The following is a 13,441-nucleotide window of genomic DNA, read 5'->3' as shown; positions in this document are numbered from 1 at the left end:
ATCACCGACGCATCGCCTGAGAAAGCCCGGTATCGAGCTCTAGCTTCGGCGCCACATCACGGGCCAGGTCGCCGATGCCTTTCTCGTGGACGATCGCCGTGCTCTTGCCTACCTGGAAGTTGCGGCTCGGGTCGACGTCACGGCGGTCATGAATGACGAACTGGTCGGTCTGGCCGACCTTCTGCAGGATGTGGTGCTCGTCCATGTCGACGACCATCCCGCTGACGGCCTTGCGCCCACTTTCCGAGGCTTCACCGATGCTGGCCGACGGGTTCAGGCCGCGGGCTTTGTCTTCCATCGACTTGAATGAGTCACTGCGTTGCTGGGCTTGGGGGTCGACCTGCGGGCCCGGCGTTATCCCTTGTGGAACCGGTACGGCTTGCAGCTTCAGGCCCTCGATGTAGTCCGTGCTGGGCCGCGAAGCCTTGAGCTCGCCGGATAGCGTCGCAACCTGCTCCTGCGAAGCGGCATTCAATTGTGCACGTGCCTGCTTCAAGCTATCCAGGGTCTCGGACTTCGCGTGCGTGCGCTCCTCCAAGCCCAAGAACTGCGCCGACGCCGATAGCGCCTGACGCCCGATATCCGCAATCTTGCCGCCCACACCCTCAAATCCGCGCACCAGCGCACTGCGGCTAAGGCTGTCATCATTCTCGAAGATGACACCCCGACCATTGGTCTCGTGATCGAAGGGGCGTGCCTGGCGATCAAAGGGGTTGAACGTGCCGCGTTCCATCGCGAAGGGCGTGTTGTTAACAGCCTGGTACGAACCGTCCTCGCCACGACTGAACGCTTTGTTACCTTCCTTCAGGCGCGAATCGATCAGGGCTTCCTGGACCTTTTCGGGGCTCTTGACCACGTCGTTGTACTGCTCGATGCGCTGCACGTCTTCCTGCTGCATCGGCTTCATCTCGATGCCAGCGGACTGCAGGCGGTCGTACATCACTGCCAGCGGCCCTGCTGCCAGCACGTCGTCTTGGTAGCCGCCGCCGACTTGCGAGTGCGCGCCAGCGAATTTCAGCTCTTCGATACGCGAGTTGTCGTCATTGCGCAACGCACTGGTCAGGCGGAACGTATCGCGGTATTCGTTCATCGCGACCAGGTGAGTGGTCGAGTCGACGTTCTTGCCGATTTCCAGGTTCTTGCCCAAATGGGTATCGGACTTCGCGTTGCCATACGAGGCGACGGTGTCAAAGATGCCCAGCTTATTCACATGGGCCTGGCCGGGGGGGATCAGGAAATCGCCAGTGGGTTGCCCCTGACCATCCAGTTTTGGCACACCGCGCTCGATGAACTCGTTGGCCAATGCACGGGACTGCGCCGCGCCACGGCTGAAACCGACAATGTTGACGTCGACTTTTTCGTCCGGGTACTTGTTATGAAAGGCTACGATAGCGTCGTAGGCCTGATCGATACGCTCCTGGCCACCCAGCCCGGTACCGCCCTCGAGCAAGGAACGCCCCGTGGTATTGGCTTGGCTGCCAACGCCATCGAAGTAGATTTTTTCCGATTGCCCGGAGCGCTCATTGGCATCGTACTGCTGGGGAGGCTGCCCAGAGTTACGGGCCAGGTTGGTGCCCTGGGCCGTATCCAGTTCATATAGGCGAGCGACGTTGGTCTGCTTGCCTTCAGGTACATCCAGGTCTTTGTTGTTACCGGTGCCATCGAAGTACACCGTAAAGCGCTTAGCATCGCTCATGCCATATCCCTATGGATAATCCCCCCCTTGGGCGGGATCACCTCTCCAAACCAATTCGTATCAGGAACCCTGCTTGTTCAGCGACACGATCAAATCGTGCACACCATCACCGGCGCCATCAATGAAGCTGCCCAGAAATGCGTCACTCTTGTGCAGCAATGGAGAGCCCTTCAGCGAGTCACCTGCAGCCCGAATGGCCAGCGAGCCAAAGGTTTCGCCCATGGCAGAAACACTTTGGGCGCGGGCAGCAGGGTCGTCGTAGGGTTTCTTGAACCAAGTTGCAATCTGGTATTCGACGTTTTGCGACTGGAACGCACGGTTCAGATGGTCGGCCAGGGCAAAGAGCGTTTCTTTGGCCAGCGTAGGATCGACATCATTGGCTTTCAGTACGCCCTCGACCCGCTTGCACGCCGCCTCGATCAAGTCCTCGTGGGTATAGCCCGGCATGGGAGGAAACACACCCTCAGGCAGTTTCATGCCAGGGGTGTAAGGTTGGTACTGGCCTTGATTGTCTTGCATGGAAAGCTCCTTGGTTTGAACTGCAGAAGAGGTGGCAGGCAGGAGCACACAGGCTCCCAGCACGAGAGGGACGAGCGCGCTTAGGCGAAGTCGCATCAATAAGCCCTCATGACTGCGTGGTTTGGTCGTTTCAATCAATCTCTCCTTGCACCCGCCATGCGACGGTTCCTTGTTTCGATTCAAAGCTACTGATGATGGGTTCACCAAGGCATCATCCTGCTCATGTCCCTAGTTGGCGAGACGTCGCTTTCAGGCGCTCGGCTTGTTCAAGGTCACGATCAGATCGTGGACACCATCACCGGCGCTTCGGGTGTAGCGTTCGAAGAATGCTTCGCCCTTGTTCAAGAGTGGGGACCCTCGCAGCGACTGCCCAGCAGCACGGATCGCCAAAGCACCAAAGCTCTCGCCCATGGCGGCAACACTCTTGGTGCGGTCCGTGGGATTGTCGTAAGGCTTCTGGTACCAGGTCGAAATCTGATACTCGACGTTCTGCGCCTCCAGTGCCTCATTGAGGTGTTTGGCCAGCGCGAAGAGCGATTCCCTGATCAGGGTGGGGTCTATTCCCTCAGCCTTCAGCACCGCTTCTGCGGGTAGGGCAGCAGCGCCAATCAAGTCCTCATGGGTATAACCCTTCATCGGCGGGAACACGCCTTCGGGGAGTTTCATGCCTGGGGTGTAGGGCTGGTACTGGCCTTGATTGCCTTGCATGGAAAACTCCTTGGCTTGAACTTCAGAAGAGGTGGCAGGCAGGAGCATGCAGGCTCCCAGCACGAGGGGTACGAGCGCGCCAAGGCGCAGCCGCGGCCAGAGGCGGCTGGGGCGGCGCGATGCCTTGTCGGTAACGGGGGTGCCCATACCGAGAGTGGGTAGGTTCAATCTTTCTCTCCTTGCATCCGCCTCGCGGCGGGTCCCTGTATCGTTTCGAGAGGCGGCTACTGTGACCAGCGAATCCATCATTTGCTCCCCATCACCAGCCCCCGGGGCACATAGGCTGACGTGCCCACGGGTTGCGGCATAACCGGCTGCTGCACGACAGCCGCCTTCACCGCCGGCACTGCTTCGACCACTGCCACGGACGCCTCGGCCGGTGCGCCGGAGAATACCGCGCTCTGCGCCACCTGCTGGGTGGCAAAGCGGGCATCCAACCAATCGGCCCAATAGACAGCGCGGCGCATGATCTGTTGGCGGTAGCGCGCATTGATGGCGGGGGTGCGCGAGTGGTAATTCGCCACCCGCGTCCACAAGTCGCCGCGGTCATTGCGCACGTGACCACGGATGCGCCAAGCGGCCAGTTCATAGGAGTAGCAGCCGCCTTGCTCGACATCCTCAGGGGTGATGCCGTAGCGCGAGAGTTCGCGCAGGTAGGCGGTATTGAACTGCATGGGGCCGACGTCGTAGGTGCCATTGTGGTTGCGCACCCACTGGCCAGGCTTGCCACCTTCCTGGCCGGACACGGCCAGGACGATGTTCACCGGCAGCTCGTATTTGACCGCCGCCATGATCGAGCAGGCGATGGGTTCGCTCAGGGCCGGGGGCGGAACGTCAGCGACGAATGGCATTGTGGCGCGCCTCAGATGACCTTGCCGAACTTGTTGTTGATCGACTTGGTCGCGCCCCGGTCTGCCTTCGGGCAGCTGTCGAGGAAGGACTGGCGAGCGTCCGAGGTCTGGCTCAGTTTGATCTTGCCCTTCTTCTTTTTGACGATGCTGAAGTAGTCATTGACCGGGCCACTGCAGTTATCGACCACACCCGCCCCCTTGAGCTTGCCCCACATGCACAGGACAGTGGCGCAGGGGTCTTTGGCCTGGGCGGGTAGGGCGACGGCGAAACTGACGGCCAGCACGACGGCTGGGAGAACTTTTGCGGTAGTCATATGCACTCCTTGTTCAACTTCTTTCCTGTTTGCTGTCGCGGAAATCCGCCACTTCGGAAGCTGGATCGAAATTACGGCTGGTCGAGCTCGTATTCAGGTTCGAGCTTGCGCGGCTGGAGCCTGGGTTCGAAATCTCAGCAGCGAGCCGCCCGGCTGCTGTCTGATCGATACGCGCCTGGGCCATGCGCCCGACGCCAGCAGCCAGGTTCGCGCCCATGTCCAAGGCAATACGGCCCGCATTGCCTAGCTTGCTGGCAGAGGCTGAGCCCCCACCTGAACCCGTGGTCGTTTTGGCACCACTTTGTTCACCGGATTGGCTACCGGAGCCGGAATCAGCGACGCGCGCGCTGGCTTCACCGCCACCCGACGATTGCCCGCCCCCACTTTCCGCTCCACTGCTGCCAGACGGGTCCATTGAGCCAGAGGAACCTCCTCCGGACTCACCGCCGGACCCGCTCTCAGATTCCGACGATTGCTCTGCTCCACCGCCAGAAGATTGGCCGCCAGCAGAGGACATCGCTGCCATCGCCGAGCTTGCTACGCCACCGTCCATACCCCCGGACGCAGCGCTGGCAAGGCCCATTGCGGAGCTCAATGGGCTTGCACTGCTACCGCTGCCTCCGTTGCTGCTGCCACTGCTTCCACCGCCACCAAACATCCCGGACATGCGTGAAACAATGTCAGAGCCCGACGCCACATTCGACTGGGCGCTCTTGAAGGCTGAATACATGGATTGTGCACCGCCAGCAGCGTTGGCCATGCCGGATGCAATCGCCGATGCGCCACCGCTCATTATCGATGCACCTGCCGAAGCAGCCATTGCAGCAGCACCCGCCAGTGTTGCAATGCCCATCGTGTTGCCAATACCGCCGCCGCCTACGCTCGACCCGTTGATGATGCCTGCCAAGACGGGCGGGATCTTGGCGACGAGCGCCATCAGGACGACGCAACACACAAGCAATGCCGCCATCGCTTTGAGGTTGGTGCCATTGATGTCAGCCGACAGCGCTGCGTAGTACTGGTCAAGGAACGTCTTGCCAACGGACAGCAGCAGCAACATCGCAAGAATCTGGACAGCCATGCCCAGCACAGTCTTGAAATAGTTGATCGCCATATCCGATGTCCAACGGGCACCGCCGAACCCCAGGAAAAATATGCCTGCGTAGGCCAGTACCCAGGCCGAGACCGTCAATAGCAACATATTGATGGCGATCACGACCAAGACCATCAAAATCGCCAAGCCCATGACTACGCCCGCGATACTGAAGGCAATCTTGCTGGGCCACATCGACATGTTGTCGACGATCTTGCCGAAGATATCGAAGCCCAGCTGGACGATTTCCGATGGGCTCAGGCCGAACTTGTCGTTATAGACCGGTAGCCCGCCTGCCTGTGAGCCCAGCTTGGAGAGCGACTTGACCAACGAGTCGGCAAAATTAGGGCCGTTGGTGAGGAGCCAAAAGTAAAAACCGACAAACATGATGAAGCGCAGCATCTCGGCGAAGAACTCACCGATGTCAGCTTTACGCAATGCCATCAGGCCAAACGTCCAGACCATGCTGATGACAGCCAGTGTCCAGAATAAGCGCGTTGCGGCCTGCAGGATAATGGTTCGCCATCCTTTGGCCGCATCGCTGAAGCGCTGAAGAATGGTATCGAAGAAGCCAATGTCAGGGGCCGAGTCCGCCGCATTGGCGTGTACAGCCAGAAGCAGTAACGCAGCCCCCAACACCAGGGAGGCCACGGACATAGATCCATTCTTGAGTTTCATAGCTTCCATTCAATCCGATCAGAAGGTCTGGGGCACACGATGCTTGTAACCACCACGGGTCATGCAACGCTCCACCAACGAGTCCCGGGTCTTGCCAGCCGCAAGTGTCTTCCAGTACTGCGGCGTGCACGTTTCCGAGCTCGCTTCTATCAGCTGCTCCTCTTTTTCCAGGCATCCCGCCAGCAGTGCTGCACCCAGCAGCACTAGCCAGCGGAACCGGATCGCGAACACGTGACGTATCACCGCGTCATGCACCCTTCTACCAAGGTGTCGCGTTTGGCATCCTCAGGCAGCGTACGGACATGGTCGGGGGCGCAGTTCTTGTCATTGACCTCGTAGTCGGCGTTATTGCCGCAGGCGCTCAGCGCAAATACGGCCATCAGCGTGGCTACAGACTGTACGATCATCTTCATAGTGTTTATTCCTTACCAAGTTTGTGGGCTGGTTTTCTTGAAACTACCGCTGGTCATGTTGCGCTCCGCTGCGGTGTCTCGCGCTTGCTGGTCCTGCTCTGCGGCCGCTTTCGCAGCCATTGCATTTTGCTGGGCGAGCATCAGGCCACGAATCTGCAGCAGCTGATTCGCCTGTTGGCTGGCAATCTGGCTCGCATACTGAATCGCCTTGACCTGGCCATCTGCAGTGCTGGCTGCGCCCTGAAGCTGTTCAAGCCGTCGTGCGTCAGACTTAAGGTTTTCCTGTTGCTGGGCAATGCCCTTGAACATCGCAGCGTTGGCCTCTTTTTGCGCCTCAGAATGCGTGTCTTCAACGCGCTCGATGGCCGCTTTTTCGCTCTCTGAACACCCGCCCAACTGGAAGCAGGAAGAGCTGCGATAGTAATTAACGTCCTGGAACTTACTCAGGTAGGAATCCAGGCTTCCCGCTTGAGCTGTGTAGTAGTTGAGCATGTCCTGAGCTTGCATCAACTTGTTTATCGTCGAGTTCGCCTGATCCCAGATGTAGGCGGCGGGTGCCGTCGTGTTCTTGATCATGTTCTCGTACTGTTCCAGCTGGGTCGTGTACTGATCGATCTGCGTTTTGTATTCCTGAAGCTGCTTGGCGGTCTGGGCAATGTTCTCGGCTACGCCCAGCTGGCTGATCGCAGCGTGTACTCCATCAACCACAGGAATACCGGCGTGAGCCTGCAGGGTGAAGCCAATGCCGGCCAATAGCGCAATGGCGGGTTTCAACAAAGGCATGTGCGTCATACTGCTCTCCTTGGCATGTGCTTAGTAATCGAAGGACTGGTAGGGCTTCGAGAACGTCAGGTCCTTGGTCACCATCACGTTGAAGCGATAGCCCGGACGGATTTCGAGGGTCGGCGCGATGTTCAGGTTTTTGGTGATCATCTGCGCGGTCACCTGCCCCAACTGCTGGCCAAGCGCCTCGCTCATGGCACTGCTGGCCGACTCACGGTCGCTTTCATTGCTGTTGCCGCGGTCTTGGCTGAGGCTGACACCGGCCACGATGCCAGACATCAACAACGCCGAGCCAAAGACTCTTACATAGTGGTTGTTGACCTTATCGTTGAAGCCCGAATAACCGGCGCTGTCGCTGCCAGGCATCGAACCGATATCCATCGCTTTGCCGTCAGGGAAGATGATGCGCTGCCATGCCACCAGCACCCGCGACTGGCCGTAGTCCACGCTGCTGGAGTAGGAGCCGACCAGGCGCGAGCCCTGAGGCAGCAGCACATGCTTACCTGTAGAGGTGTCGTACACAGCCTGCGATATTTGAGCGATGATCTGCCCAGGCAAGTCGGAATTGATGCCCGAAATCATCGTGGCAGGGATTACATAGCCGGCGCGCAGTTCATAAGGGCTACGCGGTGCCTGAACGGCCGCCTCCATACGCCAACGGTCGCTGTCGCCAGCGCTGTCGAACTGGTTATAGTCCTTCCCGCCGTTAGCAGATGCTGTCAACAGAAACGGTGAATCACCCTGCTCTGCGTGCGCCACGCCCCCCCCGCCTGAGCCAATGGCACGCAGTTCGGCCATGCGCGCTTTGTACGCAGCGGTCGGGTCATTGCGTGATTCCTCCTGCAGACGCTGTCGGGCAGCGGCGATGCGGGCCAGGGCATCCTGCTGGCTGACCGGGTCGCCTGCGGCACCTGCGCTCGAGCCAGCGCTACGCGGCGCATCGACCCGTACGGTACTGTGTGCGCGAACGGCTTCCTGGAACTGCTGCGCCTTCATCCGACGAATGCGCTCCACCTCTTCAGCGTCGACGTTCGGTGGCAGCTCACGCGGCGGGAGTGGCGGCGCATCGAGGTTGCTGGGGCGCACCACTTGCAAGCCGGACGGTTGCGGCACTGGCGTATCATCCAATGTGGGCAAAACCGGCGGCTCCGCTTTGCTGGGGATGATGCCATCCTGGTCCATGCCGTTGATCTGCTGGGCAAACACGCTGCTGTTGCCGGCCTTCTCGGTTTTTGTATCCTCCGGCTGATCCTGCTGGTCCGCTCGGTCCGCGGCCACGAGTAACATGATCAGCAGGAACACCATGGCGGCGCCGCCAATGAGGTACATCGGCCAGTTGTTGACCCGGCGCACACCGCTCTTGCGGTTCAGCTTGCCGGGCGATGCATCGGGAGACATGACATCGTTGCTGCTACTCATCGTTCGTCACTCCTTGCGCACCCAGGCTCCGGCAGGCAGCACGCGGCCGCTTTGCACCGCATAGACGCGGCTCAAGGACTCACGCCCGACCAACAAGGTGACGCGCAACAGCTCGCTATCCTTGGGCATGTCGAGGACGTAATTGACCGCAAGCGGCACTGCCGTGCCAGTCGGCGCTGGCGCCGGTTGAGCTTCGGGGTTGAATTCCTGCACCGAGAAGCCCGATGCACGCAATGCAGTCACCAAGGATGCGCCGTAGCTGTCGGAGGTTTTCTGGTTGACCCGCAGCCGCGTACTGGCCGGCGGGTGCACCACCGCCAACTGGCGAGCGGTGGCACTGGCCAACTGTTGGTTGATCGCTGGCGTGGCGCGTTCGGCAAAGTTGCCATAGGGGCCATTGGCACACGCCGCAAGCCAAAGGCAGGCAAAAGGTGCGATCCATGCTCGCATCGTTATTTACCCCTCTGAATGGTGACGCGGTCTTGCGACTTGCCGACGCCGGCAATCAGGATGGCCTTGTCGAAAACGGTGTCGACGATGTAGCGGTCGCCCTGAACGCGGTAGTTGACCATCACGGTCTCATCATCCGTGAACCAGCCGCCTTCCTTGCGCACTACTACCAAGGCCGGTGCTTCGGTCTGAGCCATGGTGCGTGGCATCTGGATGATCGTCTTGCTGCCGTCGTTGTAAACACGCACCGGTTTCCAGGAGGTTTCACCACTGACGCTGTAGTCGAAGTTCAAGTTGCCCAGGTATTCGCCGGTCTCCGGGATGGTCGCCTTGCGGCGCTCGGTGGTTTCGCGGTTCTTGATCAGGTTCCATTTCGCCAGCGCTTCTTCCGGGTAGGTGAAGGCGACTTGCGGCATGTACTCGGTACGGTGCGAACGCAGCTTGAAATGGTAGGTGCGACGGTTGGTGGTGACCACCAACGAGGTTTCCAGGCCGACATCCATCGGCTTGATGATCAGGTGCTGAACTTCGCTCTCACCCACGCCGGTAATCGCAGGCTCGACCGTCCAGCGCGCGGTGTCGCCGAGGTTGATCGAGTTGACCTGTTCACCCGCCTGCAAGGCGATGTCGCAGACCTGCAGCACGGCGCAGACGATGCTCGGTTGCTGAGCGCCGAAAATGAAGCGGGCGGTGCCGTCGCCACCGTCCACCGGTTTGATGCCAGTGGCACTGGCTTTCTGCCAACGCTGGGAAATCGCCAGCGCAGCCTTTTCCTGAGGAGTCAGGGTCGGGTTGGCATCGGAGAAATACAGATCGGCGGCATTGGTGCCCGGCGCAGCCTGCGCAAGCGCGGGCAAGAGCGCCGCAAGCATGGCGCAAAGGTAACGGTTCATGGTCGATCCTTCAAAGTTGCTTGGACCAGGAGAAGTCACGCACGTAGGTCCCGATCGGGTTCATCCGTACTTGCTCCTCGCTGGTCTGGGTAGTGGGTTCGGCGGTGTAGGTGGTGACCAGGGCGCGCCAGGTGGCCTTGCCCTTGAGCATGCCCTGGCGGTCACGGGTGACTTCTTCCCAATCCACCTGCCAGGTCTCCGGGGTCTGCTGCATGACCGAACGGATATCGACACTGACGGTTTCTTCGGCGGCGCGTACGAACGGGCTCGATTCCTTGCTGCCGTTGAGCCACTCGTTCATCTTCTGGGTCGCGGGGTCGTTCGGCCCGAGCAAGGCATACAAACGGAAGATGGACTTACGCAGCAACGCGACGTCTGGCGTTACCGTGCGCGCATCAGCAATAAAAGACGCGACCTGCGACTTCATCACCCGTAGGTCCACCGGCGCTGCCGCCTGTGCGGGCGATACCGCCATGGGCTGGCCAAGCTTGTCGACTTCCACCACATAGGGAACGAACTTCGACTGGCTGCCGATGTGGATGATGCCGCCGACTCCGGCGAGCGCGACCATCATCGAGAGGATGCCGACTACCTGCCAGGACTGGCGCGAGGTCACCAGGCTGCCGACATGGTCGTTCCAGGTACGGCGAGCCGTGAGGTACGGGTTGTCGAGGACGGCGCCCTGAGGTGCCTCCGTCTTTTCGGTGGCATTGGCGGGACGTTTGAAAACCAGTCCCTTGATGCTGTCAGCAAGGCTCATGCAGCGACTCCATAATCATTCAGTCTCAGGCCCCTTGAAGCCAGCCACTCAGCCACCCAGGCATTGCCAAACTTGGCTTCCAGGCGCTTGATGGCTGCCACGGACTCTTTGTCGGAAGCACCGACGAAGGCCAACGCCAGGGGCCCAAGGGCAAGGTCGTAAAGGCGTCGGCCGTTTTCCGACACGTAGTAGTACTGGCGCTTGGGCACAGCCGTGGCGAGGATCTCGATCTGCCGGGCGTTCAAGCCCATGCGGCGATAAAGGGCAGCGGTGTCCTCGTCGCGGGCATAGACGTTGGGCAGGAAGATCTTGGTGGCGGTGGACTCGACGATGACGTCGAGAATCCCCGAATTGGCCGCGTCGGACAGGCTCTGCGTGGCCATCAGCACCAGGCAGTTGGCCTTACGCAGCACTTTCAGCCATTCGCGGATCTTCTCGCGGAAGGCTGGGTGGCCGAGCATCAGCCACGCTTCGTCGAGAATGATCACCGCTGGCTGGCCTTTGAGCGCGCACTCGATGCGGCGGAACAGGTACAGCAGCACCGGCAGGGCGTACTTGTCACCCAGGTTCATCAGCTCTTCGATCTCGAACACGGTGAAATCGGACAGCGACAGGCCGTCTTCCTCGGCATCGAGCAGGTGGCCCATGGTGCCGTCAACGGTGTACTGGCGCAGGGTTTCGCGGACCGATTCGTCCTGCACGATGATGCAGAACTCGGACAACGTGCGAGAGCCGTCGCGGTACATGGTCATCACCGCATGGCCAATCTCGTTGCGCTGTGCCGCAGTGGTTTCCAGGCCATTGAGCGCCAGCACAGTGTCCAGCCACTCCATCGCCCAGGCGCGATCGCCTTTGGTCTCGAGGAACTGCAACGGGCAGAAGGCAAGGCGCTCGTCGTCAGCCGCCACCGTAAAGTGGCGCCCGGAGCGGCCATTGCTCTCGGCGCGAATACCAGCCGCCAGCGGGTACATCGACATGCCCTTGTCGAACGCGAAAATCGACATGCCCTTGTAACGACGCAACTGGGCTGCGATCAGCGCCAGGTGCGTCGACTTGCCCGCACCGGTTGGCCCAAACATGAAGGTATGGCCCAGGTCACGCACGTGCAGGTTGAGGCGGAATGGCGTCGCGCCACTGGTCACGCAGTGCATCAGCGCTGGCGACAGCGGTGGGTAGAGCGGGCAGGGCGCCTCGGCGCTGCCGGTCCAGATGCTGCTGGTGGGCAGCAGATCGGCCAGGTTCAAGGTGTTGATCAACGGGCGACGCACGTTCTCTACGCCGTGGCCGGGCAGGCTACCCAAGTAGGCATCGAGGGTGTTGATGGTCTCGATACGTGCGGCAAAGCCCAGTCGCTCGATGGCCTTTTCGACACTGCGCGCAGACTCTTCAAGGCTTGCGCGGTCTTCACCCATCAGGACCACCACGCTGGTGTAGTAACCCTGTGCGACCAGGCCGCTGTTCACCTCGGCGATCGCATCGGCGGCGTCCTGCACCATCGACAGCGCATCCTGGTCGATGTTGCTGTTGTTGGTGTTGAACACCTGGTCAAAGAAGCCGCGGACTTTCTGCTTCCACTTCTTGCGGTACTTTTCCAGGTGCTGCACCGCTTCATGGGTGTCCATGAAGATGAAACGGCTGGACCAACGGTACTCGCACGGCAGCTCGGCCAGCGCGGCGAGGATGCCTGGCGCCGACTCCAGCGGGAAACCTTCGATGGCGACCACCTGGACGAAGTTGCGACCGATCTTCGGGACCACGCCACCCCACAGTTCCTTGCCACCGATGACGGCATCCAGGTACATCGGGTTGCTAGGCAGCAACACAGGCTGGCTTACGCCGGTGACGCAGAACTGCACCCAGCTGAGCAAATCATCATGGGTTATCCGCGCACCTTCCTCGGTGATTTGCTGGTTACCCTTGAGGCGCGTCATTTTGAGCACGGAGGACAAGCTGCCCTCGACGCTGACGCAGTCGCGCTTGAATTGCTCAACCAGGTTACGGGTACGAACTTTGGCATCCGGCGGCGCAGTGTCGTCGTCGAACATTAGCTCGACGAACTTCTGCTGAGCCAGCATCGGCGGGAAGAAGGTGAGGGAGAGCACGAAGTACCCTTCGTACATGGTCCCCAGCGATTCGAAGTACGCGCGGCGCTCTTCGTCCATGGCCTCGGTGAGGCTGTCGGCGAAATGAGATACGCCTTTGGCCGAGTAGTTCGACGCAGGGCGGCGCACCGCATCAACGTGAATCATCCAGCCATTGCCCAGGCCTGCCAGGGCTTGGTTGATCCTCAGTGAGACCAACTCTCGCTGCGCTTCAGTGCTACTGGCGTTGTCGTCCCCACGGTAGAGCCAGGCGGCCATGAACGCGCCGTTCTTACCCACGATCACGCCATCATCGACCATCGCCGCATGATTCAACAAATCAGCCAGCCCTGCCTCAGTCGAGCGGTGCTTTTTCAGCTTGAGTTCCGCATCCACCTGCAGCAGCCGCTGGATCAATATGAATACCAGCAGAGCACCGAGGGCTGCGATGGCATACGCAATACCTTCGATCATTTGTATTGACTTCCCTGACTTGGAGGATTGTCTCTGAACGGTGTGCTACGCGCCGGGTAATAGGCCTTGTAGCGCCGGTGACGCAGGTAGACGTGGCGCATCTTTGGATCGGACTTTGCCATTACGCGGAATACGAACAGCGAACCGAACCAAAGCACCAGGCCCACTACGGTTGCCCGTAGCTCCTGGGCGCTGAATATCAGCGCGAAGGCGAGCAACCCGGAGAACATCACCAGCTCGCGATCCCCGCCCATGAACAGGTTGTCCCGGTTGCCAGCCCGACGGATGGGAATCGTGCGCAGGGCCATG

15 protein-coding genes are annotated in these 13,441 nt (G+C 60.3%); all 15 read right to left on the bottom strand.

All coding sequences use genetic code 11. From position 1 onward, the window contains the following. Position 1: 1 nt before the first annotated feature. The 15 genes from ACMCNM_RS00625 to ACMCNM_RS00555 all read right to left on the bottom strand — a co-directional run bounded on the left by ACMCNM_RS00625 (position 2) and on the right by ACMCNM_RS00555 (position 13,440). Positions 2–1,696: a phospholipase effector Tle1 domain-containing protein gene (locus ACMCNM_RS00625; protein WP_412763785.1), complete on the bottom strand. Its 1,695-nt coding sequence runs from the start codon at positions 1,694–1,696 to the stop codon at positions 2–4. 60 nt (positions 1,697–1,756) lie between these two features. Continuing rightward, a complete protein-coding gene (locus tag ACMCNM_RS00620) occupies positions 1,757–2,263 on the bottom strand; it encodes a hypothetical protein (RefSeq protein WP_274884374.1) in 507 nt (168 codons plus the stop codon). A gap of 201 nt (positions 2,264–2,464) precedes the next feature. Then, the gene (locus tag ACMCNM_RS00615; RefSeq protein ID WP_412763784.1) at positions 2,465–3,169 is read right to left on the bottom strand and encodes a hypothetical protein; all 705 of its coding nucleotides are present in this window, start codon (positions 3,167–3,169) and stop codon (positions 2,465–2,467) included. Next, the gene (locus ACMCNM_RS00610; protein WP_099427997.1) at positions 3,169–3,774 is read right to left on the bottom strand and encodes a muramidase; all 606 of its coding nucleotides are present in this window, start codon (positions 3,772–3,774) and stop codon (positions 3,169–3,171) included. The genes ACMCNM_RS00615 and ACMCNM_RS00610 overlap by 1 nt, the downstream gene beginning before the upstream one ends. 11 nt (positions 3,775–3,785) lie before the next feature. Then, on the bottom strand, positions 3,786–4,088 hold the full coding sequence (locus ACMCNM_RS00605; protein ID WP_099427996.1) for a TrbM/KikA/MpfK family conjugal transfer protein: 303 nt from the start codon (positions 4,086–4,088) through the stop codon (positions 3,786–3,788). Positions 4,089–4,101: 13 nt separating this feature from the next. Then, positions 4,102–5,859 (bottom strand): P-type conjugative transfer protein TrbL, encoded by a 1,758-nt coding sequence (trbL, locus tag ACMCNM_RS00600; protein ID WP_216642085.1) that lies wholly within the window; start codon positions 5,857–5,859, stop codon positions 4,102–4,104. A gap of 18 nt (positions 5,860–5,877) precedes the next feature. Further along, the gene (trbK, locus tag ACMCNM_RS00595) at positions 5,878–6,090 is read right to left on the bottom strand and encodes an entry exclusion lipoprotein TrbK (RefSeq protein ID WP_157765530.1); all 213 of its coding nucleotides are present in this window, start codon (positions 6,088–6,090) and stop codon (positions 5,878–5,880) included. A gap of 8 nt (positions 6,091–6,098) precedes the next feature. Next, positions 6,099–6,272, bottom strand: coding sequence for an entry exclusion lipoprotein TrbK (trbK, locus tag ACMCNM_RS00590; protein ID WP_081717434.1), 174 nt, complete (start codon positions 6,270–6,272; stop codon positions 6,099–6,101). A gap of 12 nt (positions 6,273–6,284) precedes the next feature. Continuing rightward, a complete protein-coding gene (trbJ, locus tag ACMCNM_RS00585) occupies positions 6,285–7,064 on the bottom strand; it encodes a P-type conjugative transfer protein TrbJ (protein WP_081717435.1) in 780 nt (259 codons plus the stop codon). Between the two features lie 21 nt (positions 7,065–7,085). Continuing rightward, the gene (locus ACMCNM_RS00580; protein ID WP_085272115.1) at positions 7,086–8,474 is read right to left on the bottom strand and encodes a TrbI/VirB10 family protein; all 1,389 of its coding nucleotides are present in this window, start codon (positions 8,472–8,474) and stop codon (positions 7,086–7,088) included. Between the two features lie 6 nt (positions 8,475–8,480). Further along, the gene (locus tag ACMCNM_RS00575) at positions 8,481–8,924 is read right to left on the bottom strand and encodes a hypothetical protein (protein WP_027592010.1); all 444 of its coding nucleotides are present in this window, start codon (positions 8,922–8,924) and stop codon (positions 8,481–8,483) included. A gap of 2 nt (positions 8,925–8,926) precedes the next feature. Continuing rightward, positions 8,927–9,817 carry a P-type conjugative transfer protein TrbG gene (gene trbG / locus ACMCNM_RS00570; RefSeq protein ID WP_027592011.1) on the bottom strand — a complete coding sequence of 297 codons (891 nt, stop codon included), beginning with the start codon at positions 9,815–9,817 and terminating at the stop codon, positions 8,927–8,929. A gap of 10 nt (positions 9,818–9,827) precedes the next feature. Then, positions 9,828–10,577 carry a conjugal transfer protein TrbF gene (locus tag ACMCNM_RS00565; protein WP_027592012.1) on the bottom strand — a complete coding sequence of 250 codons (750 nt, stop codon included), beginning with the start codon at positions 10,575–10,577 and terminating at the stop codon, positions 9,828–9,830. Next, complete coding sequence (locus tag ACMCNM_RS00560) at positions 10,574–13,132, bottom strand: VirB4 family type IV secretion/conjugal transfer ATPase (protein WP_027592013.1); 2,559 nt, start codon at positions 13,130–13,132, stop codon at positions 10,574–10,576. Before ACMCNM_RS00560 ends, ACMCNM_RS00565 begins: the two co-directional genes overlap by 4 nt. Next, the gene (locus ACMCNM_RS00555) at positions 13,129–13,440 is read right to left on the bottom strand and encodes a conjugal transfer protein TrbD (protein WP_027592014.1); all 312 of its coding nucleotides are present in this window, start codon (positions 13,438–13,440) and stop codon (positions 13,129–13,131) included. The genes ACMCNM_RS00560 and ACMCNM_RS00555 overlap by 4 nt, the downstream gene beginning before the upstream one ends. Position 13,441 lies beyond the last annotated feature (1 nt).

The sequence above is a fragment of the Pseudomonas sp. NGC7 genome, from assembly GCF_047159675.1.
GTDB lineage: Bacteria > Pseudomonadota > Gammaproteobacteria > Pseudomonadales > Pseudomonadaceae > Aquipseudomonas > Aquipseudomonas kermanshahensis.
Note: the sequence above shows the minus strand (reverse complement) of the source record. Positions and strands in the feature narration are given on the sequence as shown.